This is a genomic window from Rossellomorea aquimaris, assembly GCF_020172085.1.
Taxonomy (GTDB): Bacteria; Bacillota; Bacilli; order Bacillales; family Bacillaceae_B; genus Rossellomorea; species Rossellomorea aquimaris_E.
On record NZ_JAIVAT010000008.1, the window covers coordinates 268,697 to 294,858 of the forward strand.

Below are 26,162 nucleotides of genomic sequence, written 5' to 3' on the forward strand. Positions count from 1 at the left end.
GGTCGTAATTTCCTGAAATTTCTTTTTCTATTACTTGCAGTATATCATGTCCCTAGGAGGAATTGTCATTTCTTGTCGTTATTTCAGTTCAGTCATCTCCAGTTAGAAGCATGCTTTTCAACGAGGTTATCTGTTCTTGATATAGAAAAAATCCCCATGAATTGTTTCATGGGGATCTCTGCCGTTATTTCGTTTTTAATTTATCCAGCATATCTGCCGTCATTTTGGCTAAATCATATTCCGCCTTGAAGTTCCATTCGTTCTGGGCTGCACTGGAATCGATGGCGTTTGGCCAGCTTTCAGCGATGCCTTGTCGAACAGGATCTACGTTATAATCTAGCTTGAAGTCCGGTTGATGGACACGGATCGCCTTGGCAATGTCTTCAGGTGCTACGCTCATGGCTGACACGTTAAAGGAATTGCGGTGCTCAAGCTTCGAACCATCCGCTTCCATCAGATCGATGATCGCATTAAGGGCATCAGGCATATACATCATATCCATGTAAGTTCCTTCCCCGATATAGGAAGTATACTGATTATTCTTGATGGCCTCGTAATAGATTTCTACTGCGTAATCCGTCGTCCCGCCTCCTGGGAGGGTTTCATAAGAAATCAATCCAGGGAAGCGTAGACCTCTTGTATCCACTCCAAATTTCGTGAAGTAGTAATCTGAAAGAAGCTCGCCGGACACTTTATTCACTCCGTACATCGTCGTAGGACGCATGATCGTGTCTTGAGGAGTAGCGTCCTTCGGTGTCGATGGACCGAATGCCCCGATCGAACTCGGTGTGAAGAATTGGCAATCCAATTCCCGTGCCGTTTCGAGGGCATTTACAAGCCCACCCATATTCAGGTTCCATGCTAGCAACGGTTTCGCTTCTGCCGTTGCAGATAGCAGAGCCGCTAAGTGAATGATCGTATCCACTTCATTTGTTTTGGCAATATCAAACATTCTTTCTGCATTTGTCACGTCAAGCTGTTCAAACGGGCCATTCTTTACGACCGGACTATCCGTTTCGCGGATATCCGTTGCGATGACGTTATCAGAACCATATACTTCACGCATTTTGTTGGTGAGCTCGGATCCGATTTGTCCAAGGGCACCCGTTACTAAAATTTTCTTCATCGTGTTTCCTCCTGCATTTACCTTTGGTGATATCGTAAAAAAGACAGGGCTGACGATGCGCCAGACCCTTGTTATTCGCTAATAGTTAAATAATTCCCATTTCTTTTCCGACCTTCTCATAGGCTGCAATCGCTTGATCAAGCATTTCCTTCGTATGTGCAGCCGAAGGCATGTTTCTCACACGTCCTGTTCCCCTTGGTACGGTCGGGAACACGATGGATTTCGCATAAACCCCTTCTTCATACAGGCGTCTACTGAAGTCCTGTGTTGCTTGCTCTTCACCGATGATAACAGGTGTAATAGGCGTCTCACTATTTCCGATATCAAATCCAAGTTTCGTCAATTCTTCCTTTAGGTAACGGCTGTTTTCCCACATATTATCCTGAAGTTCTGTGGAATTCATGATAAGATCAAGTGCTTCCGTGCAAGCCGTTACATCTGCCGGTGTCAAAGATGTCGAGAATAAGAATGGACGGGAGCGGACCTTCAACCAATCAATCAGGTTCTGAGTTCCTGCCACATATCCACCGACTACTCCGATGGCTTTCGACAGCGTACCCATTTGGAAGTCCACCTTATCAGACAGACCAAAATGCTTGACCGTACCGGCACCTTTTCCAAGTACACCTGAACCGTGAGCATCGTCTACATACGTCATCATATCAAATTCTTCCGCAATTTCAACGATTTCAGGAAGCTTACACACATCCCCGTCCATCGAGAATACCCCGTCCGTGATGATCATGATTTTGTTGTATTGACCGGATTCCTTCGCTTCTTTCGCTTTCGCTCGCAGATCTTCCATATCGGAGTGTCCGAAGCGGATGATCTTGGCTTTTGAAAGGCGACAGCCGTCGATGATGGAAGCATGATTCAGCTCATCTGACAGAATGGCGTCATTTTTATCCATAACAGCTGAAATGGCTGCCATATTGCAGTTAAAACCGGATTGATACGCAATCGCTGCTTCTGTTCCTTTAAATTTCGCAAGCTTTTCTTCAAGCTTCACATGAAGATCGAGCGTACCATTGATGGTACGTACAGCCCCTGAGCCAACACCGTATTCTTTCACGGCTTCAATGGCTACTTTTTTTAGACGTTCATCAGTAGCCAGTCCAAGGTAGTTATTAGAAGAAAGGTTTACAAGCTTTTTACCTTTCACTGTAATGACCGGTCCATTCGCACCTTGCAATGGATCGATCTCATTATACAAACCGCGTGATTTTAAATCTTCAAGATTTTCTTGTAAAAAGTGATCTAATGTCTTGCTTGTCATATACTCGTCCTCCCGTTATGTAAGCGTTTTAAAAACAAATGTCCACTCCAAAAATACAATTTTTATCAGTTGATTCTTTGTGTTTTCTGAGGATTATTCTGCTTTTTAGTTTAACATGTTTTTTTGTGATGGACAAAATTTATCTTCAAATTTCCCTACTATCTAGTGTTCCCTTTATACAAAAAATACTTCAGAATTTTTCATATAAAGAACTGTCATAAACTATCCATAAAAAATGTGAAATACTTCACAAACTTACTGTAAAATAAAGTTATCAATATGTAGCAGGTGATGAACATGTCCATTTTTGAACTCTTAACCTCATTGACTCCCGTTTTGGCTGTTCTTATATTTCTTGTTATTTTTCGCTTACCCGCATCTGTTGCGATGCCCGTGAGTTTCTTTTTGACTGTCATTTTAAGTATTGTTTTTTGGAAAGTTCCCCTTATACAGATCAGTGCTGCCACAGTTGAAGGAATGATCATTGCTTTCACTATATTATGGATTGTATTTGGAGCAATCCTTCTTTTAAACACCTTGCAAAACAGCGGTGCCATGGAAACGATTCGAAACGGGTTTTCTATGATTTCCCCAGACCGACGTGTACAGGTCATTATCATTGCCTGGTTATTCGGCTCTTTCATTGAAGGTGCCGCTGGTTTCGGGACCCCTGCTGCCCTGGCAGCACCACTTCTCGTCGCGTTAGGCTTTCCACCTCTGGCGGCCGTTTCTCTCGCTCTTATTGCAGATAGCAGCGCCGTATCGTTCGGTGCAGTCGGTACACCTGTTATGGTAGGGATCGATCAAGGGTTGAGACAGGGAGGAAACCTTGCAGGTCAAGTGGAACAAGCAATAGGGGCTCATTCCATGATGGATTATTTAAGCGGTGTAGCCAGTCGGGCTGTAAGTATCGATTTATTTATCGGTACTTTGATTCCCCTTTTGCTTGTGGTGATGCTGACCCGTTTTTTCGGTCAAAATCACTCTTGGAAAGAGGGACTCGTTATGTGGAAGTTCTCCCTATTTGCAGGTCTATCATTTACAGTACCCGCATTACTTGTAGCCACTTTCTTAGGTCCTGAATTTCCTTCGATTATTGGTGGATTGACCGGGTTGATGATCGTCATTCCTGCTGCGAAAAAAGGGTTCTTATTACCCGAAGAGGCTTGGGACTTCGACATACAGGAGGAGTCCACCATCGATTCTGTGCCTGATAAGAAAATGCCGCTTTGGTTAGCTTGGGTTCCCTACCTGTTTGTGGCAGTCCTGTTGGTTTTAACGAGACTGGATCTTTTGCCTGTCAAGGATTGGCTTAGAAATGTGAAAGTTGGATGGAGTCATATCTTAGGGACAGACATTTCCACTCAGTTTGAGCCACTTTACCTTCCTGGCACAATATTTATATTCGTCATGGCATTGACATTCATGATTCATAAAATGAGTAGGGTTCAGATCAAAGAGACTTTCCGACAATCTCTCTTTACGATTAAAGGAAGTATCATTTCACTGATGGCAGCCGTACCCATGGTAAGGATATTCATTAATTCTGGTGTGAACGAAAGTGATTTAGTCAGTATGCCGATGGAACTCGCTACGTTAGTATCAGGGTTAGCGGGAGAAGGCTGGCCATTGGTCGCACCACTCATCGGAGCACTTGGGTCTTTCATTTCAGGAAGCGCTACATTCAGTAACATGATGTTTTCTCTCTTTCAATTCAGTGTAGCCGACCAAATCGGTGCCGATCATCAAACCATATTGTCTCTACAGGTGCTGGGAGCAAATGCAGGAAACATGGTTTGTGTTCTAAATGTAGTGGCTGCCGCTTCAGTGGTTCATCTTAGCGGAAAGGAAGGGCAGATCATCCGGATAACCGTTGTCCCTATGTTTCTATATGTTCTACTATCAGGTGTTATAGGGGCCCTCGTTCTTTCTTTCTTATAAAAAAACAAGGATGAACAACAGTCTTCACTGTTGTTCATCCTTGTTCATTATTTGACTACCTGTTGTTCCACACGGTGTTCAAGAATCGCTTCGTGCATTCTTCTTAAAGCCATGTCGACCCGCTCTTTGGGACAGGCAATATTCATTCGAACGAAGGATGTGCCGCTGTCTCCGAATTTGAATCCTTCGTCAAATTTAACTCTGGCTTTTTCTAAGAAAAACCTGCAAAGCTCTTCCCCTTTCATTCCTAATTCTGTGCAGTCGATCCAGATAAGATGGGTAGCTTCTGGCTGAATGGCTTTAAGCTCAGGAATTTGCTGATCCAAATAGTTCTGCACATACTGCTTATTCTCTTCCAGTACCATTAATAACTCATTCAGCCAAGGTTCGCCTTCCTCATATGCTGCGATGGTTCCTTCAATTCCAAACACATTCGGCCTCATCAGTCCGTAGCCGGTTAGCTTGTCCTGATACTTTGCCCTTAGTTCCTCATTCGGGATGAGAAGGATGGAAGTTTGAAGGCCCGCGATGTTAAACGTTTTACTTGGAGCAGCACACAGAATGCTTCTTTCCAGAAGGCTTTCGTCCCCTTTAAAGAGGGGGATATGTTCGTACCCACTGTACACTAAGTCTCCATGCATTTCGTCCGAGATGATCCATAGATCATGACGTTTGGCGATATCGCCGATTTTCAGTAACTCTTCCTTTGTCCATACCCGGCCGACAGGATTGTGGGGGCTGCATAGGATAAGGACCTTGGCTCTTGACCGGCTCGCCTTTTCTTCAAGATCCTCGAAATCAATGGAATACACTCCACCCTCATAGAGCAGCGTGTTCTTCATCACTGAACAGCCGTGATTTTCAATCGTGCTATAGAAAGGATAGTAAACCGGATCTTGTATGATGACGCCATCTCCAGGTTCCGTCAATACAGAAAGCAACACATTGATTCCCGGAATGATCCCCGGGCTGAAGCTAATCCACTCTTTATCTAATTCCATGCCGAAGCGTCTTTTCCACCATGAAATGATAGACTCAAAATATCGATCGCTGAACGTGGTATAGCCGTATATGCCATGCTGCGCCTTCTTGTTTAGTGCCTCCACAATGGCGGATGATACTTGAAAGTCCATGTCTGCTATACACATAGGGATCACATCCCCGTCGGGAAACGACCATTTAACAGAGTGAGTATTCGTTCTCTCGATGCAATCATTCCAATTCATATCCTAATGCCCCTCTCACATATTCTTTCTTTACTTTATCCTAGATGAAGGGCTGGGAGAATAGATGAATAATAAATAGGAATTTTCTCTTACCCTTGTATTGATTGTCCTTTTAAATTTTTAACCGATTTTTCCTCTTTTGCCTTTCGATCCACATGCTTCAATCCTTCACGTACACTGAGCGGTGCGAGTTGTTCACTTGCAATGAAATCCTTTACCGCTTCGGGGTTCGTTTTCGAATACTCCCTTAGCGCCCAGCCGATGGCCTTTTGTATAAAAAATTCCTTGGATTGATTGTGAAGCAAAATATATCTGAAAAGCCGTTCTGTATCCGTTTCTGCCTTATACTTTAATTGATACAGTATAGCAATGCGGTTCAACCATATATGATCCGCTTGGATCCATTTTTCTAAGTATGTGTCATCTTCTTCGTTTTGATAAATTTTCCCCACATGGTTCGGTCCGATATGATCGATGGTGTCCCACCAGGACTTCGTCACAATCAATTCTTCCAAAAGAGGAAGATGCTCTTTTGTTAAGTACCTTGACCTTTTATCGATTAGACCGAGAGCGATGTACTGACATTCTCTTTGAGGCATAGACCAGAGGGAACGAACAATATCCGGCAATTCTTCAATCGGTGGTTTGCCATTTTCCTTAAGAAAATCCTTTAACAACGCATTCCGCTCAGGCGTCCTGATGCCAAAGAACGGAAATTGGTTCCTCATATAGGCTTCCATGGATTCCTGATTGTCACTGTTATGATGATTTTCTAAAAGGGGAATCAGTTTATCTGCATATTCATGGTTCATTTCTTGTCTCCTCCTCCTGCCTTCGTTCTTCACATTCAAAGCAACAGCTCTTTCCATCCTCTATATGAACACCGTTAAAGAAACCGTCCAAACAATAGAGAGGCTTTTGACAGAGATAACAGTAGCTTACAAGTTCTTTCATTTCGCACCCATTCCTTCATTCGGCCTGTGTAACTCTTTATTCATACTTCTTGATGAGGGGTTGAAAAACCTTTTATAAAGAGACTATTTTCGTAAACATAGTCGCTTTTGAACAAGCGAGAGATGGTTGATTTCCGCTTCAGGTGCTCGCTTTCCGCGGGGCTGGCGGTGAGCCTCCTCGGGCTTCGCCCTGTGGGGTCTCAAGTGTCTAGCTCCGGCGGCTAGGCCCTCGAGGTCATAAGTTGAATGGGCCAAGAAGGCAAAATACACCTTCTTGGCCCATTCAACTTATGCTTGTCGTGCCTGAGCAAGCCGCCTCCGCTTTTCGTTCTGTCCAGCGTTTCCCGCAGGAGTCGAGCACCTTCCGCTCCAATCAACTGTCCAAGCATAAATGTTTGGTATAACAGTGTAAATGTCAGGATTTCAACCAAATCATTGCCTGTGTAGGAATAACAACAACCTTTGCGAAAAGAGCTTATAAAGAAAAAGACAACCCTTAGCTTGCTAAAGGATTGTCTCTCTTGGTGATCTGCCTCTCAATGAGAAGGTGAAGCAGCTTTTTGCTTTGAGGCAATGAAATTCCAACGATGGAACCAAGCCCCAGTGCAATGATCACGGTTCCGATCCCGACAGGTCCACCCAGTAACCAGCCGAAGAAAAACACAAGGATTTCCATTCCATTCCGTACCCATTGAATTTTCCATCCTGTCTTTTCAACGACCAGCAGCATGAGGCTGTCTCTCGGACCCGCACCAAGATCAGCTGAAACATACAGACCGATCCCATAACCGATCACCACGATCCCGATGGCAAACAAGATGGCTTGCGCTATCAGCGTATGAGGATCAGGTAATACTAAATTAAAAATATCTATGAAAATACCGATTAATAGCATATTGATAAAGGCACCGGCTTTAGGAAATGACTTTGTTCCAACACCCGTCACAAACAGGATGATAAAGCCTACAATGATGGACCACGTCCCGATCGTCAGACCGAGCTGCTTGAACAATCCGTAGTGAAACACATCCCAGGGACCGATTCCAAGGTCTTTCCCTTTGATCGTCAAGCTTATGCCAAAAGAAAGCACAAGGAGGCCCACAAAGAAAAACGACCAGCGTAACATTTTTTCTCTATTCATGAAAATCCCTTCCTACACCATAGTCAGTTCATTTATTTACCCGGATAACTGTATCACAGAATCACAGACAAAAAAATTTCATAAAACCTATGGGGTTGGTGGGGATAAGGAGCTGGATGTGGTAGTGAGTTTTGATTGTCCTTTTACATATTTTGTTAACCGGCTGGATTCTAGTTGAAATCGGCTTGTTTAATGAGAGGTTCCGCTGGATTTTTGCAGAAAACGGCCGGATTTTGATTTTCAGCAAAAACGGCTGAATTCCACAAAAATAAACCACGAGGATAAGAGCATTCCCCCACTACTCTTCCACCAACTCTATGATCTCTCCATCAGGACCGAAGAAAAACACCACTTTCCATCCATTGTCAAGAAGAAGGGGGCCTTCTACAGGCATTAAACCCTTCTCCTTTACTAATGCAACTTCCTTTATCAGATCGTCTGCTACCAACGCGATATGGAGGAATGCACGCTTGTTTTCCTCTCCAGGTTCCTCAATAAGCTCCAAGCGAGAACATCCTTTTTTCAAAAAAAGGATGTTCTCGCTGCCCCATCTAAAATTCAGCTCTTCTTCAAAGCCGAAATATATTTGATAGAATTCCTTCGATGCTTTCAAGCTCTTCACATACATCCCGATATGATGAAGCTTCATATTCATTCTCCTTACAAGATGAGGTTCATATCTCCGAACTCATGCCATTTATAGTTTTTCATAAGAGCCGTTTGATAGGCACTCTTTAATTTCCCCTCTGAAATGAACGCCTTTAAGAGATCCAGATGACTCGCTTCAGGCTCATGAAGTCCTGTGATGAGACCGTCTACGATTTGGAGGGGTGTGTCACCGGATAGATATAAACGTGTGACACCCTCAGAAGGCTTCAGATGCCCGAATTCGGTCATCACCGTTTCAAGGGTACGAACCACCGTTGTACCGACTGCAATAACCCTCTTCCCGCGATTCTTTGCCCGGAGTATCGCATTCACCGCTTCTGAGCTGACATGATAGTCTTCAGGATGGTTTCGTGGGTGAGGCCAGCGGTCATTCCCATAGTAGCTCAAGCCCGCATGGAGCTGTATGAACACAATGTCGACTCCTTTTTCCCTTAACTCCCGTAACAACCGCCATGTAAATGCCCTGCCGGCAGAGGCCATCTCAACGGAACCCGGAATCGAACCGTAAACGTTTTGATAATACTCAAGTGGCCACGGATCATCGATGTATTCATAACGGATGGGCTCTCCATTTTTGAAGATGAAATCGATCAGTTCACTGCCACTCCTATTGAATTTCAACTGTACAAGTGGTCGTTCACTTCCTTCTCCCTTCACGCGCCCTGTTACACCTTGTGGAAATTCAATTGGTTCTCCTGCTTGATGGAAGTCTCCCAGAATGAGAACGTCCCACGTGTCTTTTCCTCTTTTACGGGAAAGACGGACCTCGACATTCTGTTTCCCCTGTTTGCCCTTGAGGGAAGCGGGAAGCGTCCTACTGTTATTCAACACAAGTACGTCCCCCTCATGTAATAAATCTGGAAGCTTTTTAAACCTTGTATGTTCACACTTGCCGGTCTCTCTGTTTAACACCATCAGCTTTACATCGTCTCTCTCAAATCCCTGGAGTTCGATGGGTGTCGTTGCGTTCAAACGGGAAGGGATATGAAACTCATTCGCCAACTCATTCATGACCGCCACCCCGATTCCACTTAAATTCCTGAGCCTGGAAACGCTCTCCGTTTTCGTCCGAAGAAGAATCAGATGCTAGGTACAGGAAGGCATCAAGATGATCGTGTGGGCTCGCCAGGGGATAATCACAGTCAGGGACAGCCTTGTCGTGCATCTCCGTATCCATCTCCCCCGGATCAATCATATTGATCCTTACACCTGTATCACTTAGCTCATCTGCCCATGTTTGAGTCATGCCTTCGACAGCAAATTTCGAAATACCATACGCCCCCCACTCAGCAAATCCTGTTTTACCGGCTTCTGATGTTATATTGACGATAGAACCCTTCCCACTACTTACCATTCCGGGAAGAACCCTCTTCGTGACTAAAAATGGATTCAACGTATTGATCCTGAGCACTTCAAGAAAATCTGCTTCCGGATAATCCGCAAGCAGACGTGGTCCGGGCCCGAATATAGAAGCATTATTAAACAACACATCCACAGCTCCCCAAGCTTCTTCCGCTACCGATACGAAACGATCAACATCACGTGAGTCGGAAACATCAGCCACTATTGCTACCACTTCTGCTCCCAACCCTTTCAGCTCCATTTCCACTTCTTTAAGCGACTCTGGGTTTCGTGCACAGATTGCGAGCCTCGCGCCGATTTCAGCAAATTTCATTGCCAAAGCTCTACCCAGTCCTTTTGAAGCACCTGTAATCATAACTACCTTCTTCTCAAACATATTCCATACCCCTTTCATTTCTTTTGGTACTTACAGTGTATGAAATAGCCGATGACTGCAAATCGGCTGTTCGGAGTTGGATACTCTAGAAAATTGGATGTATTTCTTTCTCAGGCTTTTGATGTACTTTCCAGAAAAACACGAACATTAATACTGGAAATACCTTTTATATTCGTGTTATAATGAAATTGAAAATAAATAGAGCAGTGACTGGCGAAAATGTGGAATCAACCACAAGGGAGCTGCGAATCTTATAAAATTTAAGCCATTAGCCGTTCGCCTGGGCAGAAGGCAAGGGGATACCCTTGTCTTTTTTTACTATAATCAGGAGGGATTGCAGTGGAACCACTAGTATTAGACGGGAAACTTGTTGCATCTGAGGTCAAGGAAAGCCTGAAATCGAGAGTAGCTGTATTAAAAGAGAACGGGATCACCCCATGTCTAGCCACCGTGCTTGTCGGAGACGATCCTTCTTCTGCTACGTACGTGAAAATGAAGGGAAATGCCTGTGCGAAAATCGGGATGGAATCAAGACGGATCCACCTTCCAAAGGAAACGACAACGGATGAACTTCTAGCCATGATTCAGGAGCTGAATGATGACTCTTCCGTTCACGGTATTCTGTTACAGCATCCCGTTCCCCACCACATCGACGAACGTGCTGCCTTTGAAGCCATTTCCATTGAAAAGGATGTGGATGGTGTGACAAGCCTTGGATTCGGTCAAAATTCATTGGGATTCGGTGAGTATCCATCCTGTACCCCTGCCGCAATCATGAGTATCATTGATTACTATGGTGTTTCCCTTGAAGGAAAACACGCGGTCGTAGTGGGAAGAAGCCCAATCCTAGGAAAACCTGTTTCCATGATGTTATTGAACCGAAATGCGACAGTGACAACATGCCATTCCTATACGGAGAACCTGCCTGATATCCTTTCTGCTGCAGATATCGTAGTCGCTGCAGTCGGAAAACCGAAGTTCATCCAAGGGGGCTGGCTTAAAGAAGGAGCCGTCGTTCTGGATGCAGGATATAACAAAGGCAACGTCGGAGACATCGATTACGAGGCATGCTATGAAAAAGCCAGCGCCATCACACCGGTTCCGGGTGGTGTGGGTCCTGTAACCATTTCCATGCTCTTAAAACAGACCGTTGATTCAGCCGAGAAATACGGTCGTGTGCAGCAAAACGTATAACTTCAAGAGACTGACCCCATTTTCGGGTCAGTCTCTTTTTCTCATTCAGGACTTATTTTTTCTTCGATTCCGGAGAAAATGGTAAGGAAACGAATGATAAAGGAGCGTTCTAATGGACTCACAACAACAACCCAATGCTTTCTCCCGTACACCGGAACCTTATTGGAGGGAGACGACGAAACTCCCCCTGTTTAAAAAGCTTGAACAAAATGTAAAAGTGGATGTCACCGTGGTCGGAGGCGGCATAGCAGGGATCACGACTGCCTACCTTCTGGCAAAAGGCGGTAAGAATGTCGCTCTTATCGAAGCCGACCATGTATTGAACGGTACGTCAGGGCATACAACTGCAAAGATTTCGGCACAACACGGATTGATCTATGATGAGCTGATCCAGCATTTCGGGAAAGAATTTGCAAAGAAATATTTTTTATCTCAAACAAAAGCTCTTCAGTTTATAAAGGACACGATGACAAGCGAAAACATCGAGTGTCATTTTTCACAAGAAGATGCGTACGTATACGCAACGACAGACCACTATGCAGAGAAGGTCCAAAAGGAATATGAGGCATATCAGAAGCTGGATATACCAGGTGAAATCACAGAAAGGATCCCTCTTGATCTTTCTATTAAAAATGCGGTGGTCATGAAAAACCAGGCTCAGTTCCACCCATTGAAATATCTAAAGGCCCTGATTGATTCTTTTACAGGAATAGGCGGGCAAATCTTTGAAGGAACCGTGGCCAGAACCATCAATGAAGGCGAAAGCACCCAGGTTGTGACGGAAGACGGTTATCATCTCGATAGTGAATACGTCGTCATCTGCTCACACTTCCCTTTTTATGATGGAATGGGCTTTTATTACACAAAAATGCATGCAGAACGCTCGTATATCCTTGGGGTAAAGGCCAAAAATGACTATCCAGGGGGAATGTATTTAAGTGCTGAAGATCCCACACGTTCTCTGCGTTATGAAGAAGATGAAAATGGAGAAAAACTCATTTTGATTGGCGGAGAAAAACATAAAACAGGACAGGGCCAAGATACGATGGATCATTATAAGGCCTTACAGGCATTCGCCGAAGAAGTGGTCGGTGTAGAAGAAGTCAGGTATCGCTGGTCGGCACAGGACCTGATCACTTTGGATAAAGTACCTTACATCGGCAACCTGACGAAAAAACATCCCGCTATTTTTGTCGCTACAGGTTTCAATAAATGGGGGATGACGTCCGGTACCCTGGCCGGACAGATTCTTTCTGATAAAATCTTGGGAAATCATCACATCTATGCCGACCTATATTCTCCTTCCAGATTCGTGGCCGATCCAAGCATCAAACATTTCTTCAAAGAGAATGTTAATGTGGCCGGCGAGCTCTTGAAAGGAAAACTGCACATCCCATCCAAGAAACCGGAAGACCTGCATAAAGGGGAAGGCGATGTCGTGAACGTAAACGGACGCAGGTGCGGCGGATTCAGGGATGAAAGTGGAAAACTCCATATCGTCGACACAACCTGTACTCATCTGGGCTGCGAAACCGAATGGAATCACGGAGATCACACATGGGATTGCCCATGTCACGGATCACGCTTCTCCATAGACGGAGACGTCATCGAAGGTCCAGCCAAAAAGCCACTCAAAAGGCTCGACATGAAAGATTGAGGGACGGACCTCTGTCCAATATCAGATTTATTGTCGAATATAGCCTGGGAAATAAACAGAATGACCATGGTTATTGACATATTTTGTCGCATTGAACAGAAGAATATTTCCTGGATTACGTCTCACACTATAACCGAGCACTATTTTGGGAGGGATTTTGAATGGGTCGTACAAAAAAAGGAAACCGAAATGCTCAAAGTAATACGAATGCTAAAAAAGGGAATCGTACAAGTTCCGAATTAGTCGAATTCACGACAGGACAGGCGAATACCAAGAAAAACCGGACGCAGGATTAGTCACTACCGGCTCCGAATAAAGAATAACCGGAAACAAAGGTTCACCATTGTTTCCGGTTTTTTTATATAGAGGAATCTTCCACCCTATCCCGAATCTATTAAGGGAGATCATTATGGGGAGGAATACGAAATGAAGGAACAAATGTTATTTCAACAAATGGAATTCATCCGAATGCGCACCCTTGCTGCCCTGGATGCCACAACCGAACAACTGGCGGATGAAATCCCTGAAGGTTTTAAAAACTCGATCCGGTGGAATCTGGGTCATATCTTATTATCCCAGGAAAACCTGCTGTATTCATTTGTAGGAGAAAATGACCGTAAATCTCTTCCACCTGAATATGGGGAGTTGTTTGGCTTCAATACCAGCCCTAAAACGTGGGAATCCCTCACGCCTCCTACCCTGAGTGAACTACGTGACAAATTGGAGGCTCAGCCTCTAAGGATAAAAGAAGCTTTCACAGGCCGCTTAGATCAATTGGGAGAGAAGCCGTTTGTCCTTGGAGAACATACGACGTTTACCACTTTAGCTGAAGTTCTTTCCTTTGCTAACTGGCATGAAGGGTTACATCAAGGAACCATTACATCGATCAAACGGGTGCAAGGCATAGAGAATCTTTGGGAAAAGGCAGAAGAGAAGGTGAAAAGATAAAAGACATGGTGGCTCATGATCTGGGCCGCCATGTCTTTATTTATGATGAAATAATATGAGAAAGTCTCCATATCCTTCTTCTTCAAGCTTTTCTTTAGGGATAAAACGCAAAGCGGCCGAGTTGATACAATAGCGAAGCCCTTTCGGACCAGGACCATCAGTGAATACATGTCCAAGATGGGAATCGGCTTCCCTGCTCCTCACTTCCACACGTGTCGAGCGATGAGAAAGATCGTATCGTTCGTTTACACTCGCATCCATGACAGGCTTTGTGAAGCTCGGCCAGCCGCATCCACTGTCATACTGATCCTTTGATGTGAATAAGGGTTCTCCTGACACGATATCCACATATATTCCTTCTTCACTATTATCCCAGTACTCGTTTTCATAAGGTGGCTCTGTGCCATCTTCCTGTGTCACGAAATACTGCATGTCCGTCAGCTTCCCTTTTAAATAAGACCGGTCCCTGGGCCAATACTTCTTTAAAAAGTCTTCTCTGCTTCGCTTATATAGGGCATAGCGGAAAGCGTTTTTCTTGTGAAAATCCTGATGATATTCTTCAGCAGGGTAAAACTCCACGGCGGGCAGAATCTCTGTCACAATCGGTTCTGAGAATCGCCCACTCTTCTCCAGCTCTTCTTTTGATGTTTCGGCAAGTCGTTTCTGGGTCTCGCTGTGATAAAAAACCGCTGTCCTATATGAGCTTCCACGATCTTTGAATTGGCCCCCGCTATCGGTCGGATCAATTTGTTGCCAGAACAGATCCAGAAGTTTTGCATAAGGAAACATAACCGGATCAAACGTGATTTGCACCGCTTCATAATGGCCGGTGGCACCTGACGTCACCTCTTTATAAGTAGGGTCAGCCGTTACGCCTCCCGTATACCCTGAAACAATGCTCTCAATCCCTTCTTGGTCTTCGAAGGGCTCTACCATACACCAGAAACATCCCCCTGCAAATGTTGCTTTCTCCATATCACCCCTCCTTTCGTTTCACGTGAAACATATCCCTCAAAAAAACACTCACCCTTGAAAATACATATGATAATGGTTCTGACACCCAGGGTTAAAGGAAGACTGACAATGAGGACAGACTGACTGGCAATTCATATATTGCAGAATGGTTAACTCATTCTTGCATTCTCCGCAAAGAACCGCTTTCGTATTCCACTCTTCTGGAGACCAGAGAATGGGAGCATGATCTGTCACTTCTTCATGGCAACTATGACAAGGATAATAGGTGTCGCAGCATTTAAATTTAATCGCGATGATATCCTTCGACGACCTATAATGTTTGCATTTGGTCTTAGAACCCACTTCTACGCCAGACACCGTAATCAACTTTTCAGTCATGATCTTCCTCCTTATTTCTGTATGTATTAGTCTTCGATATTCTTTGCTTATATTCCTACCAGGATCCGTAACGGATCTTCCGTACTCACTTCCTGCTGGTCTGATATTCTACCTGTACTATACAATGAATAATAAGAGAATGGGAGGGGGAAGATTCTTGAAGTTAATTGTATTCGGAGCAACAGGTGGTACAGGGAAAGAAGTAGTCAAGCAAGCATTGGCAGATGGTCATGAAGTCACAGCATTTATTAGGAATCCCATAAAAATGAGTGATGAACATCCACTTCTGACCATCGTGCAGGGTGATGCTTTAAGCATGAAAGACGTGGGAAATGCACTAACAGGACATGAAGCAGTCATATCTTGTCTCGGTTCAAATGGCTTGAAGGAAACCAATATCCTCACCGAGATGACAAAGAATATCCTGAATGGTATGAAGACTCATAACATCGAGCGAATCGCTTACGTGGCATCAGCGGGCATAAACAAAGAAATACCGGGGCTTACAGGGAAACTCTCACAATTCATCCTTCGCAATGTGTTAAAGGACCATGGGGATGCTGTAGAAGAAATTAAGAAACAAGGCGTTCATTATACGATTGCAAGACCCATGCAATTGACAACCCAACCTCTATCCAAGACGTATCGCCAAGATACACATTCAATTCCCGTTAAGGGTCGGAAAATAGGAAGGGCTGATGTCGCCCACTTCCTGCTACAAAGCGTTGTTCAGGGAAAACATATGAACGAATCCATTGGTTTGGCTTACTAAATACATCAAAAAGGACTGGCCCGCTTACATCATACTCGATGAAGAGGGCCAGTCCCTTTTATTCAGCTTTTATGCTCAAGTATTCCTCTTAAATCCTTATAAACAAAATGAGGTTTTACCCCCAGCTCATCCATCACCTTATCCTGCCGATTGATCCAGGCGGTATGGAACCCAAAGTTCGTGGCTCCCGCAATATCCCAAGGATTGGATGACATGAACAAGACTTCTTCCCGTTTCACTCCCAGCCTTTTAAGAACAAGCTGATAAGCCATAGGAGTCGGTTTGAACTGTTTGACTTCATCCACTGTCAACACTTCATCCAGTAAGTGTCCAAACGAAGACTGTTCCACCAGTGGTGAAAGCATATCAATGGAACCGTTCGAAAAAATGGCCGTTTGATATGGTTTCAGATTTTCAAGAACCTGTTCCACTTCTTCATAATGAGTCAATTCAAGATAGGCATCCAGTAATTCGTTCTCATTGTCTTCAGAAAGGTCGACCCCGACTTGTACACAAGCGAAATGAAGGGCCTCCCTTGTGATCGAGAAGAATGTCTCATATGTCCCCATCAGCTGACGCAGGAAGCTGTACTCCAGTTGTTTCTGCCTCCACACCTGACTGATCTCCTCCCCTTTGTCCGGAAAGATTTCATTACATTTATCAATAACAGAATGTACATCGAACAGCGTCCCGTATGCATCGAATACAAATGCTTTTATCGTAAGATTTGACATACACACCCTCCTAACAGATTCTCTTAATATAATAGACCAATGTATAAATAGTAAACTTTTTCACCCATGCAGGGAGCAGGCAGATTCATTTTAAGTATGCTCTCTTTATGGTATATTACTTCGAGCATAAAAATAAATAATGGAGGTGTTTACGAATGACTAGTGATCAACATGCACAAGCCTCTCCTTCACATACAAAGACGATTCTTTTCCTGAGTCTTACCATATGGCTAGTGGTCATGAATACAACGATGTTCAACGTAGCCCTTCCAAACGTTTTAAAAGATTTCTCATTGGCGCCTTCCGAAGGGGCCTGGATTGTATCCGGGTATTCCATCGTGCTCGCGATCTGTACCATTACGTATACCAGATTGGCCGATTACATCCCCATCAGACGGTTGCTGATCCTTGGCATCACCATTTTCGGGGTCGCCTCATTCACAGGCTTCTTCGCCCATACGTTTGCTTGGTTATTGCTTTCCCGTCTGTTTCAAGCGGCAGGTGCAGCTGCCATTCCCGGATTGTCGATGGTTTTCGCCGGACGTTTCATCCCCTTGCATAGGCGTGGCCGGGCACTCGCGATGATAGCATCCGCTTCTTCCCTTGGATTTGGGTTGGGCCCCGTTGTGGGTGGGGTCATTACGGATTATCTGAATTGGAATTATTTATTCTTGGTTACATTATGCGTACTTGGAATGATTCCCGTATTGTACCGCTTCCTGCCGAATGAAACGACCAGAAAGGGGTACTTCGATGTATGGGGCGGTTTACTCACAGGTGTAGGAATCACCTTTTTCCTACTCTTCATTTCGACATTTCACTGGTATTATCTCGCGGGGGCCGTTGTTTTCTTCGGGGGCTTGTGGATCCGAATCCATAAAATCGAGCTTCCCTTCATTCAACCAAGCCTGATCCGTGATAAGGGCTACCGCCAGATACTTTATATGAGTTTTCTGGGATTCGTCACCCATTTTGCGATTTTGATTGTCATGCCCCTCATGCTTCAGCATGTGTTTGGCAAAAATCCGACGGCCGTCGGATTCATCATTTTCCCGGGTGCGATGCTCTCTGCAGTGGCAGCCATTTTTGTAGGAAGACTGATTGACCGTTATGGGAATATCAGAGTGATGTTTCTCGCCCATATCCTTCTCATTCTTTCGACCATCATCTTTTATTTCTTATCACCGAAAAGTGAATACATGATTATGCTAGCCTACATGTTCACAAGTTTTGGGTTCTCAAGTCTTTCCTCAAGCTCCACTAACGAGGTTTCCCGGGTCATGAGTAAGGAATTGACGGCTTCTGGTATCGGCATGAAGCAGCTGATCCATTATGTCGGGAGCGCTTCAGGTTCCGTCCTTGGCGGGATCATCGTGGAATTTGGCGGTGCGGACTTTCCGGTGAGCTCCTTTCAGAACACCTTTCTCGTTCTGATCGGATTCATGATGCTTTCTCTCCTTCTATTATTTTTATATCGCAGACAGGACAATAAACGATAGCTAAAGAGTTCCAGGCAGAATTATCTGCCTGGTTTTTTTATATGAAATTTTCTTCAGCCCCATGGATTCTCTCCCTGCTATTCAGGGTATAGTAAGAAAAAATAGTAGAACAGGGGAATTCATTTGAAGACAAAGAGAAAGTGGTACAAGAAGAAAAGTTGGTGGATCGGCGGCGCCATCCTGCTGATTCTTACCGTGGTCATGTTTTACAACCGGGTAAAACCATTGCCACCCGGGGTTTCGTACGCCAGTGACACCTATACCATACCGGAAAAGGAAGTAGAATTTTTATACGATTTGACTTATCAGAAAGATGGAAAGGAACAATATGACCAGTCGATCTTCAATGAAGTCTATCAAACCATTGAAGAAGCCGATGATTTTCTTGTACTAGACTTATTTTTAGTGAACGGATATACGAAGGGTGACCGCGATTATCCTAAAATCAGTGAAACATTATCCAAGAAAATTCAAGAACAGATGAAAAAGAAACCCGATTTAAAAGTGGTTTTTATCAGTGATGTTGTCAATACGACTTACGGATCTCATATAGCGAAACAACTTGAACCGTTAGAAAAACAGGGAGCTGAAGTCGTATTTACCGACTTGAATCGCCTGAGAGATCCCAACATCTTATACTCAGGTGTCTGGAGGACCACTATTGGCTGGTTTGGACAGGATGGTTATGGGTGGCTGCCCAACCCGATGGCCCCTTCCGCACCAAACGTCACGATGAGATCCTATTTGAAACTATTAAATGTAAAGGCCAATCATCGAAAAGTGGTGATGACGGAAGACGCAGGTCTCATCTTATCGGCCAACCCCCATGATGCCAGTGGTTTTCATTCGAATATTGCTTTCAAGGTGAAGGGGGACATCATCAAGGATATGGTCAAAGCCGAAAAAGCCGTTGCGGCATTCTCAAATGGCAAGATGGACGCCTTCCCTTCCGAGGAAGAACTCGACAAGACCGTCAAAGACGTCCCTACAGATGGATCGACTGTCAAGGCACAAATCTTGACGGAACGAAAAATCCAAAAAGGGGTCGTACAGGCATTAGATAAGGCCAAAAAGGGTGACGAAGCATGGATCGGCATGTTTTATCTGGCGGACCGGGACATCATCGATGCGATTGAAGATGCAGCCGAACGGGGAGTGGACATCCGTATAGTGCTGGACCCGAATCAGAATGCCTTTGGTCAAGAAAAGATCGGGTTACCGAACCTCCCTATTGCAGCCGAACTCCATAAATTAGAGAACGAACATATTACCATCAGATGGTATAACACCAATAAAGAGCAATATCATACAAAAATTATCTATGTAAAAGGAAAGGATCAAAGTACCGTCATTGGCGGGTCGGGGAACTATACGTCCCGGAATATGGATGATTACAATATGGAAGAAAACCTGAAGCTGACAGCCCCTACAGACAGCAAGACCATGACTGAAATCGACGACTATTTTGACCGTATATGGAACAACCGGAACGGGACGTACACCGTTGACTATGAAGAATATCAGGATAAATTGCCTGCTGTTAAGTATGTCATGTATGTCCTTCAGAAAATTTTCCAAGTGACAACATATTAGGTTTTGACTTTGAGAAAAAGGGGAATTTACTTTATAACAACACATATTAAAAAACGATAAATGGAGGTAACAAAAATGGGTATTATCTTGTACTTAATTGTTGGTGGAATCATCGGTTGGTTAGCTGGACTTATATTAGGTAAAGACGTTCCTGGCGGGATCATCGGAAACATCATTGCCGGTATCATCGGTGCATGGATCGGCGGAGAGCTCCTCGGAAGCTTCGGACCGTCACTTGCAGGAATCGCCATCGTACCGGCCTTGATTGGAGCGATCATCTTTGTATTCCTATTAAGTCTTCTTCTAAGAGGAATGAGAAGAACGTCTCATTAAGGAGATTGCCCCCCTGGAGTCCAGGGGGGTTATTTTGTGCCAATAAAAAAACAGCCATTGCAGGCTGCTCTCTTAATACGTCATCGATTTCTTATGTCTTCGTTTATTCCGATACTTCTTATAGATCGGGTAAATAATAGGTCCCCATTTGATCAGTCTTCCAATTAAACGTTTCATAAAGGTAACCTCCTTTGTATAGTACTCTATACCCGAATCGGAAGAAAGAAAACATATGCTAGAATGGAGAAAAGACGATAAATGACGGGGAGTTTCTCATGCAAATCACGGAAGAATTAGCTTATCCAATCATCTCAAAACTGAAGACCATCGTTCATTACAATATCAACATCATGAACGCGTCCGGCGTCATTGTTGCCAGTACAGACCCTTCACGTATGAATCAAGTTCACGAAGGAGCTCTATACGTTCTCGAACAGAAAAGCCCATTGATCATATCGGAGCAAGAATCAGGCAGGTATCACGGCTCCAAGGAAGGAATCAACCTTCCGATTGAGTTCCTTGGGGAAATGATCGGAGTTGTCGGGGTTACAGGTTCTCCACAAGAATTAGAGCAGTTTGTGAAGATCGTGAAGGTCACCGTTGAAGTGATGTTGCAGCAGGTACATTTTCACAATCAATTGCAGCACCAAAAAACATTGATGGATAATTGGTTACTGGATTTGGTTCACCCCCATTATTTTGATGAACAAAAAAATGAGTCATTTGCACATCACTACTTACATCTCGAAACGAACGAAAAGGTACAAATCATGTTGGTTCAATTTGATGACCTATCAGCCCACTCTTCACCGAGCCTTCCTCTATCAATGGTCAAGGAAGAGCTAATGAGGAGAATAATGCTTCAACTACCGAAAGTGCACTTTCAATCCTTCGTTACCGAATCATCCTGCGTTCTCGGCATTTCATCAAGCATTTGCCCCACCAAGGGAGAAAGTATCCAGCTGGCTAACCGCCTGCAGCGACATTTACAGGAAAAGCATTTCAGCGTGAAGACAGCTGTCGGAAATATCTACTCGGGAGTCAACGGATACAGAAAATCTTATATGGAAGCACACAACTCACTGGAATTACAAGAGAGTTTCCCACAGTTCCCCGACTATATCCATATTCAGGATTGGGGTATCATGGATCTTATCAAGCAAGTGCCCATTGAGATCAGGAAGGATTTTATGAATCGTTATGATGATCGTACCTTCCACCTGAGCACCACGCTGCGAGAGACTCTTCAACGGCTGTTTGACTGCCAATTAAACATGAAAGAGACAGCAAGCTCATTGCATATTCACCGAAACACTCTCCTCTACAGACTTGAAAGTATTGAGGAACTGACAGGTCTTAATCCAAGACAGTTTGATGATGCCATATTGCTTAGATTTCTTTTAATCATCCAGGAGATGAGTATGTAGACGTAAGAATATGATTGTGCAGATGCACAATCTTTTTTATTTTTATACAGAAATGTTTAGAGGAACTCACATTGTAACCGCTTACTTTAGTTGATTTAATAGAAGAATAGATTCTATTTTCTGAAAAAAAGGAGCCGCTATGAATATTCTTATTGCCCCCGATTCATTTAAAGGCAGTCTAAGTTCCCTTAAGGTTGGGACGATTATGGAGAAAGCCTTCCTGGATGAATCTTCGTTGTTTAACACGACCGTCCTCCCTATGGCCGATGGAGGCGAAGGGACTCTTGAGACCCTCATTTATGCTACGGGAGGGAAGAAAATCAAGACAAGAGCAACAGGTCCCTTGGGAGAACAAATCCCCACTGAGTATGGAATACTGGGAGATCAAAAGACGGCAGTCATTGAAATAGCTTCCATTGCAGGATTACCCATGGTTCCAAAAGAAAAGCGGAATCCCTTCCACACAACGTCACGAGGTATCGGGGAAGTCATTGTCTCAGCCATGGAAAAAGGCTTTCGTCACTTCATTATTGCCCTGGGCGGAAGCTCTACTAATGATGGTGGATTCGGCATGCTCCAATCCCTTGGAGTGACCTTCCATGATGAACGAGGGGATGCTGTCGGGTCCTTCGGTAGAGATCTTGGACTCATCTCTAAAGTGGATTGGAGTACTCTTCACCCCGCCGTTAAAGAGTGTACGTTTCACATTGCATCAGATGTCGAAAACCCTTTATGCGGAGAAACGGGAGCCTCATCTGTATTCGGTCCCCAAAAAGGGGCCACGAAAGAACAGGTGAAGGAGCTCGATCGACAACTGCTTCACTACAGTCAGGTGCTTACAGAGGCTAGAGGGATTGACTTCAAAGATACAAACGGTGCCGGCGCAGCCGGAGGGCTGGGCTTCGCCTTCCTTCATCTAAACGGCAAACTTGAATCCGGTGCGAAGCTCGTTGCTGAAGCGTCCAGCCTTTCAACTGCGGTTCGGGATGCAGATTGGGTGCTCACCGGTGAAGGACAGAGCGATTATCAAACACTGTTCGGTAAACTCCCTTCCTATGTCGCTTCCATCGCCAACCAGTATCAAACACCGGTGTCCCTTATCGCCGGGAGCTTGGGTGAAGGGTATCAAAACTTATACGGAGACTTTGACAGCTGTCACTCCATCGCCATCGGCCCAATGTCTTTAGATGAAAGCATCAGCCGGGCCGAGGAACTTCTTTACCATGAAACAAGAAACATCGCACGAATTTTGAACAGAACAAAGGGTGAAAAATAAAAGGGGGAACTTCTCATGTCGGGAATTTGGTTATTTACGGTCATTGTCTTAGGGGTAGGATTCATCATTTTCACAACATCTAAATTAAAGCTTCAGCCGTTTTTATCGTTATTATTTGCAGCTTTCTTAGTCGGCATATTCGCTGGTCTTCCATTGAATGAAGTCGTAGAAGCAGTCAACGGCGGCTTCGGTGGGCTGATGGGGTATATTGGCATCGTCATCGTAGCAGGTACCATCATCGGAACAATCTTAGAGAAATCAGGCGCTGCTCTCAGGATGGCAGAAGTGGTTCTGAGATTAGTAGGAGAAAAGAGACCGCAGCTCGCCATGTCCCTTATCGGGGCCATCGTCAGTATCCCGGTCTTCTGTGACTCAGGGTACGTCATTCTCTCAAGCTTGAAAAAAGCATTGGCCAAACGGGCAAAAGTGGCTCTTGCCTCCATGTCCGTTGCCCTGGCAACGGGTCTATACGCAACCCATACCCTCGTGCCACCTACTCCGGGTCCTATTGCCGCAGCCGGGAATATCGGTGCGAGTGATTACTTAGGAACGATTATCTTAATTGGGATCATTGTAGCCATTCCTACAATTCTAGCAGGCTATCTGTGGGCGGTTAAAGTCGCAGATAAAATTGAAATCGAAGGAGAAGATGAGCTGGACTTGGATTATGATGAGATTGTCAAATCCTTCGGAGAACTTCCTTCTACGTTCAAATCTTTTGCCCCTATTGTCCTTCCCATCCTATTGATCGGGGCAGGATCAGTCGTCAGCTTCTTCCAATGGAAAGGCGGAGCCGCAGATGTACTCTTATTCATCGGATCTCCTGTTGTAGCCTTACTCATCGGTGTCCTGGCGGCATTCGCCCTCATGCCGAAATGGGATGAAGAAACTTTGAACGGCTGGGTTACTCAAGGGATGAAAGATGCGACCAATATTCTTTTGATCACAGGTGCAGGTGGGGCGTTCGGCTCCGTCATTAAGGCGACTCCCGTTGCGGAAATGATTCAAGGAATTGCAGACGGAGGATTGCTTTCCGGTGCCCTTATCCTTCTCATACCATTTATAGTGGCAGCACTATTAAAATCGGCTCAGGGATCTTCTACGGCAGCGCTGGTCATCACCTCCTCCCTGATTGCCCCGCTACTTCCACAAATGGGGATTGAAGGTGCCGTGCCGCTTGCTTTAGTCGTGATGTCCATTGGAGCAGGTGCCATGACGGTCAGCCATGTCAATGACAGCTACTTCTGGGTTGTCACACAGTTCAGCGGGATGAAGGTCACGGACGCTTATAAGGCACAGACCGCCGCTACGCTGGTTCAAGGGTTAACCGCCCTTGTATTTACTTTATTGTTATGGATCATACTTGTTTAACGATAGAGAGGGTGTCCCACATGATGGGGCACCCTTTTTATGAGGATTTCTTTTATTAAAATGTAAATAGTAGAGATATCATTCTGTAAACACCTCTCCACACTGCCTTTACATAAGGCTGATACTCTTGAGGCAGAAAAGGAGGTAAGCATCATGAAGAATTGGTTAAAAAAAGGAATCGTACTACTGTTGGTATTTTCTCTTCTTCCACTATCAGCCCAGGCACTGGACAACCCCCTTAGTGCTTCTGGCGAGCGTGATGGAGGAATCGGGAACAGTACTCATTACTTAGACGAATCGCCAAATATCTCGGTTGATGAAAAGGTAAATCAGATTATCTATCCTTTATTTGCAACGCCTGCTATTAAAAAGAAAGGGGAGCCCCTTACCATAAAGGTTGATACTCAAGGAAAGGAAGCCGGGTCTTGGTCTGTAAAATTAAAGCAAACGAATCACTCTTCCCTCACCAGTGAATACGAATTACCGGTCCAATCTGTACAACCAGGACAATCGCATTGGAAGGACAGCTCTTCCATTGTCGATGTCACCGTCTCCATTCCTGAGGGGACTCCACAGAGATTATATGATTTAGAGGTGACCTATACCGGGAACGGACAAAGAATCACAGATGAACAACCTCATTCTGTCAAAGTGGTCGACGAGTACAAGAAGAACTTTTCCTTCTTGCATTTGACTGACACTCATATAGGTTCTCCGCGTAACCTTGGAAATACCGATGATCCCTCTTCCTTAACGCCAGGCCGGGCAAGGGAAACCGGCATGTGGGATCCGGACCCAACCAAACGCTGGTTATATCTGCAGAAAGCGATTAAAGAAGTCAACTTAAAGAACCCCGATTTTGTGGTTCTGACAGGAGATTTAATGTTTGGTCAACAAAATCCTCAAGAGTATATTTATGAATATGAAGAAACCTTTAAAATGCTTCAAAAACTGAATGTACCTGTCTATATCGTCCCTGGAAACCATGATTACTACGCCCAGGATGCAACAATGACGGATGGAGCAAAGTATTGGGAAAAGTACTTCGGGCCTCAATATTTCTCCTTCGATTACGGACCTTACGCCCATTTCATCGGATATAACTCATTCGATTGGGATAAATTTGACCGAAGTGGAAATGGTACGGTTTCTGTTCCAACATGGGGCGGCCAGATTCGGGAAGAACAGTTGAACTGGGTAAAACAAGATCTACAAGAGAACGCCAAAACAGCACAAAGTGACCAAATCCGCGGCCTCTTTTCACACCATAATCCATTATGGCGCGACAGGGATATTTGGCCTCAAGACGATCCTGACGTTCAAGAATACTGGAAGCAATATGATGAACAGCATGACCCTCAGCGCTTGAGCACACTGATCCTTGGTGAAAAATTAGGGATTAAATATGATCAGCAGTGGCACGGGGAAAACGCCAAAGAATTGATCGATATCATGAAGGCGAATGATGTGACAATCAGTCTCCATGGACACACTCATATTGACGATGTAACCCAGCAGGAGGGTATCTTATATACCACTACCACCGCCATTGAGTTATCCGGTAAGCCCTGGGTAGGCTTTAGAGACTTTTCCGTCCAAGACGGACAAATCTCATCCTACCATTACGAAGATCCTGATCGTTCCATCCCTGTTTACCAAAACGGCGATACAGAAGGCGGGACCATGTCCTTTGACGCAGATTATCTGAAAGCGAACGACGGAAATGCTGATTCACAGCAAGTGGATATAACCAATCGTTTAAATAAACCTTTACAGGTCACAATTCCTTTTTACATGAAAGAGGGGAAATATAACGTATCCAAAGGAAGCATCACACAAAACTACGCTTCAGATGGTAAGCAGTATATTGAAGTACAGATGACTTTAGAGCCGAACAGCAGTGAAATCATCAATGTTCAAAAATAAGATGTCATT

The 26,162-nt window shown here is 44.6% G+C and carries 24 protein-coding genes and 1 riboswitch; of the genes, 13 read left to right on the forward strand and 11 right to left on the reverse strand.

Going from position 1 to position 26,162, the window contains the following annotated elements; all coding sequences use genetic code 11:
* Positions 1-184: 184 nt before the first annotated feature.
* The gene (locus tag LCL96_RS19015; RefSeq protein WP_224944176.1) at positions 185-1,126 is read right to left on the reverse strand and encodes an L-threonine 3-dehydrogenase; all 942 of its coding nucleotides are present in this window, start codon (positions 1,124-1,126) and stop codon (positions 185-187) included.
* Positions 1,127-1,211: 85 nt separating this feature from the next.
* Positions 1,212-2,402, reverse strand: a complete 1,191-nt coding sequence (locus LCL96_RS19020) for a glycine C-acetyltransferase (RefSeq protein ID WP_224944181.1) — start codon at positions 2,400-2,402, stop codon at positions 1,212-1,214.
* Between the two features lie 297 nt (positions 2,403-2,699).
* Between LCL96_RS19020 and LCL96_RS19025 the strand changes: the two genes are divergently transcribed.
* On the forward strand, positions 2,700-4,343 hold the full coding sequence (locus tag LCL96_RS19025; RefSeq protein WP_224944184.1) for an L-lactate permease: 1,644 nt from the start codon (positions 2,700-2,702) through the stop codon (positions 4,341-4,343).
* Between the two features lie 47 nt (positions 4,344-4,390).
* Here the strand turns inward: LCL96_RS19025 and LCL96_RS19030 are convergent, their stop codons facing one another.
* From LCL96_RS19030 to LCL96_RS19055, 6 genes are all read right to left on the reverse strand, one after another.
* A complete protein-coding gene (locus LCL96_RS19030) occupies positions 4,391-5,569 on the reverse strand; it encodes a MalY/PatB family protein (RefSeq protein WP_224944187.1) in 1,179 nt (392 codons plus the stop codon).
* Between the two features lie 89 nt (positions 5,570-5,658).
* On the reverse strand, positions 5,659-6,381 hold the full coding sequence (locus tag LCL96_RS19035; protein ID WP_224944190.1) for a DNA alkylation repair protein: 723 nt from the start codon (positions 6,379-6,381) through the stop codon (positions 5,659-5,661).
* Between the two features lie 637 nt (positions 6,382-7,018).
* Complete coding sequence (locus LCL96_RS19040) at positions 7,019-7,663, reverse strand: YczE/YyaS/YitT family protein (RefSeq protein ID WP_224944192.1); 645 nt, start codon at positions 7,661-7,663, stop codon at positions 7,019-7,021.
* A 298-nt stretch (positions 7,664-7,961) separates the two neighbouring features.
* Positions 7,962-8,312 (reverse strand): VOC family protein, encoded by a 351-nt coding sequence (locus tag LCL96_RS19045; protein WP_224944195.1) that lies wholly within the window; start codon positions 8,310-8,312, stop codon positions 7,962-7,964.
* 11 nt (positions 8,313-8,323) lie between these two features.
* Entirely contained in the window at positions 8,324-9,343 is a 1,020-nt protein-coding gene (locus LCL96_RS19050; RefSeq protein ID WP_224944198.1) for an S-adenosylmethionine:tRNA ribosyltransferase-isomerase, read from the reverse strand.
* Positions 9,336-10,070 carry an SDR family NAD(P)-dependent oxidoreductase gene (locus tag LCL96_RS19055; protein ID WP_224944202.1) on the reverse strand — a complete coding sequence of 245 codons (735 nt, stop codon included), beginning with the start codon at positions 10,068-10,070 and terminating at the stop codon, positions 9,336-9,338. Before LCL96_RS19055 ends, LCL96_RS19050 begins: the two co-directional genes overlap by 8 nt.
* A gap of 196 nt (positions 10,071-10,266) precedes the next feature.
* Positions 10,267-10,363: riboswitch (ZMP/ZTP riboswitch) on the forward strand.
* A 46-nt stretch (positions 10,364-10,409) separates the two neighbouring features.
* Between LCL96_RS19055 and LCL96_RS19060 the strand changes: the two genes are divergently transcribed.
* From LCL96_RS19060 to LCL96_RS19070, 4 genes are all read left to right on the forward strand, one after another.
* Positions 10,410-11,264: a bifunctional 5,10-methylenetetrahydrofolate dehydrogenase/5,10-methenyltetrahydrofolate cyclohydrolase gene (locus tag LCL96_RS19060; RefSeq protein WP_412103606.1), complete on the forward strand. Its 855-nt coding sequence runs from the start codon at positions 10,410-10,412 to the stop codon at positions 11,262-11,264.
* Positions 11,265-11,376: 112 nt separating this feature from the next.
* Complete coding sequence (locus tag LCL96_RS19065; protein ID WP_224944206.1) at positions 11,377-12,921, forward strand: FAD-dependent oxidoreductase; 1,545 nt, start codon at positions 11,377-11,379, stop codon at positions 12,919-12,921.
* Between the two features lie 161 nt (positions 12,922-13,082).
* Positions 13,083-13,217 (forward strand): hypothetical protein, encoded by a 135-nt coding sequence (locus tag LCL96_RS23525; RefSeq protein WP_263628248.1) that lies wholly within the window; start codon positions 13,083-13,085, stop codon positions 13,215-13,217.
* A 130-nt stretch (positions 13,218-13,347) separates the two neighbouring features.
* Positions 13,348-13,869: a DinB family protein gene (locus tag LCL96_RS19070; protein WP_224944209.1), complete on the forward strand. Its 522-nt coding sequence runs from the start codon at positions 13,348-13,350 to the stop codon at positions 13,867-13,869.
* A gap of 36 nt (positions 13,870-13,905) precedes the next feature.
* On the opposite strand, the gene msrB is transcribed toward LCL96_RS19070, so the two are convergent.
* Positions 13,906-14,844 (reverse strand): peptide-methionine (R)-S-oxide reductase MsrB, encoded by a 939-nt coding sequence (msrB, locus tag LCL96_RS19075; RefSeq protein WP_224944212.1) that lies wholly within the window; start codon positions 14,842-14,844, stop codon positions 13,906-13,908.
* Between the two features lie 48 nt (positions 14,845-14,892).
* Complete coding sequence (locus LCL96_RS19080; protein ID WP_224944215.1) at positions 14,893-15,222, reverse strand: CHY zinc finger protein; 330 nt, start codon at positions 15,220-15,222, stop codon at positions 14,893-14,895.
* Positions 15,223-15,379: 157 nt separating this feature from the next.
* On the opposite strand from LCL96_RS19080, the gene LCL96_RS19085 reads away from it, so the two are divergent.
* Positions 15,380-15,994 (forward strand): NAD(P)-dependent oxidoreductase, encoded by a 615-nt coding sequence (locus tag LCL96_RS19085; RefSeq protein ID WP_224944218.1) that lies wholly within the window; start codon positions 15,380-15,382, stop codon positions 15,992-15,994.
* 62 nt (positions 15,995-16,056) lie between these two features.
* Here the strand turns inward: LCL96_RS19085 and LCL96_RS19090 are convergent, their stop codons facing one another.
* Positions 16,057-16,728 carry a haloacid dehalogenase type II gene (locus LCL96_RS19090; RefSeq protein ID WP_224944221.1) on the reverse strand — a complete coding sequence of 224 codons (672 nt, stop codon included), beginning with the start codon at positions 16,726-16,728 and terminating at the stop codon, positions 16,057-16,059.
* A 155-nt stretch (positions 16,729-16,883) separates the two neighbouring features.
* Here LCL96_RS19090 and LCL96_RS19095 point away from each other — a divergent pair, with 155 nt between their 5' ends.
* From LCL96_RS19095 to LCL96_RS19125, 7 genes are all read left to right on the forward strand, one after another.
* Positions 16,884-18,227 carry an MFS transporter gene (locus LCL96_RS19095; protein WP_224944225.1) on the forward strand — a complete coding sequence of 448 codons (1,344 nt, stop codon included), beginning with the start codon at positions 16,884-16,886 and terminating at the stop codon, positions 18,225-18,227.
* A 123-nt stretch (positions 18,228-18,350) separates the two neighbouring features.
* Positions 18,351-19,820, forward strand: coding sequence for a phospholipase D family protein (locus LCL96_RS19100; RefSeq protein WP_224944228.1), 1,470 nt, complete (start codon positions 18,351-18,353; stop codon positions 19,818-19,820).
* A 75-nt stretch (positions 19,821-19,895) separates the two neighbouring features.
* Positions 19,896-20,153 carry a GlsB/YeaQ/YmgE family stress response membrane protein gene (locus LCL96_RS19105; protein ID WP_224944231.1) on the forward strand — a complete coding sequence of 86 codons (258 nt, stop codon included), beginning with the start codon at positions 19,896-19,898 and terminating at the stop codon, positions 20,151-20,153.
* A gap of 275 nt (positions 20,154-20,428) precedes the next feature.
* On the forward strand, positions 20,429-21,580 hold the full coding sequence (locus LCL96_RS19110) for a CdaR family transcriptional regulator (RefSeq protein ID WP_224944233.1): 1,152 nt from the start codon (positions 20,429-20,431) through the stop codon (positions 21,578-21,580).
* A 139-nt stretch (positions 21,581-21,719) separates the two neighbouring features.
* Entirely contained in the window at positions 21,720-22,856 is a 1,137-nt protein-coding gene (locus LCL96_RS19115) for a glycerate kinase (RefSeq protein WP_224944235.1), read from the forward strand.
* A gap of 15 nt (positions 22,857-22,871) precedes the next feature.
* Positions 22,872-24,227: a GntP family permease gene (locus LCL96_RS19120; RefSeq protein ID WP_224944237.1), complete on the forward strand. Its 1,356-nt coding sequence runs from the start codon at positions 22,872-22,874 to the stop codon at positions 24,225-24,227.
* Between the two features lie 153 nt (positions 24,228-24,380).
* Complete coding sequence (locus LCL96_RS19125; protein ID WP_224944238.1) at positions 24,381-26,153, forward strand: metallophosphoesterase family protein; 1,773 nt, start codon at positions 24,381-24,383, stop codon at positions 26,151-26,153.
* Positions 26,154-26,162 lie beyond the last annotated feature (9 nt).

Excerpts from the sequence above, each read along its gene's own strand:
- LCL96_RS19015 (WP_224944176.1), bottom strand. The coding sequence starts at position 1,126 with ATGAAGAAAATTTTAGTAACGGGTGCCCTTGGACAAATCGGATCCGAG.
- LCL96_RS19020 (WP_224944181.1), bottom strand. The coding sequence starts at position 2,402 with ATGACAAGCAAGACATTAGATCACTTTTTACAAGAAAATCTTGAAGAT.
- LCL96_RS19025 (WP_224944184.1), top strand. The coding sequence starts at position 2,700 with ATGTCCATTTTTGAACTCTTAACCTCATTGACTCCCGTTTTGGCTGTT.
- LCL96_RS19030 (WP_224944187.1), bottom strand. The coding sequence starts at position 5,569 with ATGAATTGGAATGATTGCATCGAGAGAACGAATACTCACTCTGTTAAA.
- LCL96_RS19035 (WP_224944190.1), bottom strand. The coding sequence starts at position 6,381 with ATGAACCATGAATATGCAGATAAACTGATTCCCCTTTTAGAAAATCAT.
- LCL96_RS19040 (WP_224944192.1), bottom strand. The coding sequence starts at position 7,663 with ATGAATAGAGAAAAAATGTTACGCTGGTCGTTTTTCTTTGTGGGCCTC.
- LCL96_RS19045 (WP_224944195.1), bottom strand. The coding sequence starts at position 8,312 with ATGAAGCTTCATCATATCGGGATGTATGTGAAGAGCTTGAAAGCATCG.
- LCL96_RS19050 (WP_224944198.1), bottom strand. The coding sequence starts at position 9,343 with ATGAATGAGTTGGCGAATGAGTTTCATATCCCTTCCCGTTTGAACGCA.
- LCL96_RS19055 (WP_224944202.1), bottom strand. The coding sequence starts at position 10,070 with ATGTTTGAGAAGAAGGTAGTTATGATTACAGGTGCTTCAAAAGGACTG.
- LCL96_RS19065 (WP_224944206.1), top strand. The coding sequence starts at position 11,377 with ATGGACTCACAACAACAACCCAATGCTTTCTCCCGTACACCGGAACCT.
- LCL96_RS23525 (WP_263628248.1), top strand. The coding sequence starts at position 13,083 with ATGGGTCGTACAAAAAAAGGAAACCGAAATGCTCAAAGTAATACGAAT.
- LCL96_RS19070 (WP_224944209.1), top strand. The coding sequence starts at position 13,348 with ATGAAGGAACAAATGTTATTTCAACAAATGGAATTCATCCGAATGCGC.
- msrB (WP_224944212.1), bottom strand. The coding sequence starts at position 14,844 with ATGGAGAAAGCAACATTTGCAGGGGGATGTTTCTGGTGTATGGTAGAG.
- LCL96_RS19080 (WP_224944215.1), bottom strand. The coding sequence starts at position 15,222 with ATGACTGAAAAGTTGATTACGGTGTCTGGCGTAGAAGTGGGTTCTAAG.
- LCL96_RS19090 (WP_224944221.1), bottom strand. The coding sequence starts at position 16,728 with ATGTCAAATCTTACGATAAAAGCATTTGTATTCGATGCATACGGGACG.
- LCL96_RS19095 (WP_224944225.1), top strand. The coding sequence starts at position 16,884 with ATGACTAGTGATCAACATGCACAAGCCTCTCCTTCACATACAAAGACG.
- LCL96_RS19105 (WP_224944231.1), top strand. The coding sequence starts at position 19,896 with ATGGGTATTATCTTGTACTTAATTGTTGGTGGAATCATCGGTTGGTTA.
- LCL96_RS19110 (WP_224944233.1), top strand. The coding sequence starts at position 20,429 with ATGCAAATCACGGAAGAATTAGCTTATCCAATCATCTCAAAACTGAAG.
- LCL96_RS19115 (WP_224944235.1), top strand. The coding sequence starts at position 21,720 with ATGAATATTCTTATTGCCCCCGATTCATTTAAAGGCAGTCTAAGTTCC.
- LCL96_RS19120 (WP_224944237.1), top strand. The coding sequence starts at position 22,872 with ATGTCGGGAATTTGGTTATTTACGGTCATTGTCTTAGGGGTAGGATTC.
- LCL96_RS19125 (WP_224944238.1), top strand. The coding sequence starts at position 24,381 with ATGAAGAATTGGTTAAAAAAAGGAATCGTACTACTGTTGGTATTTTCT.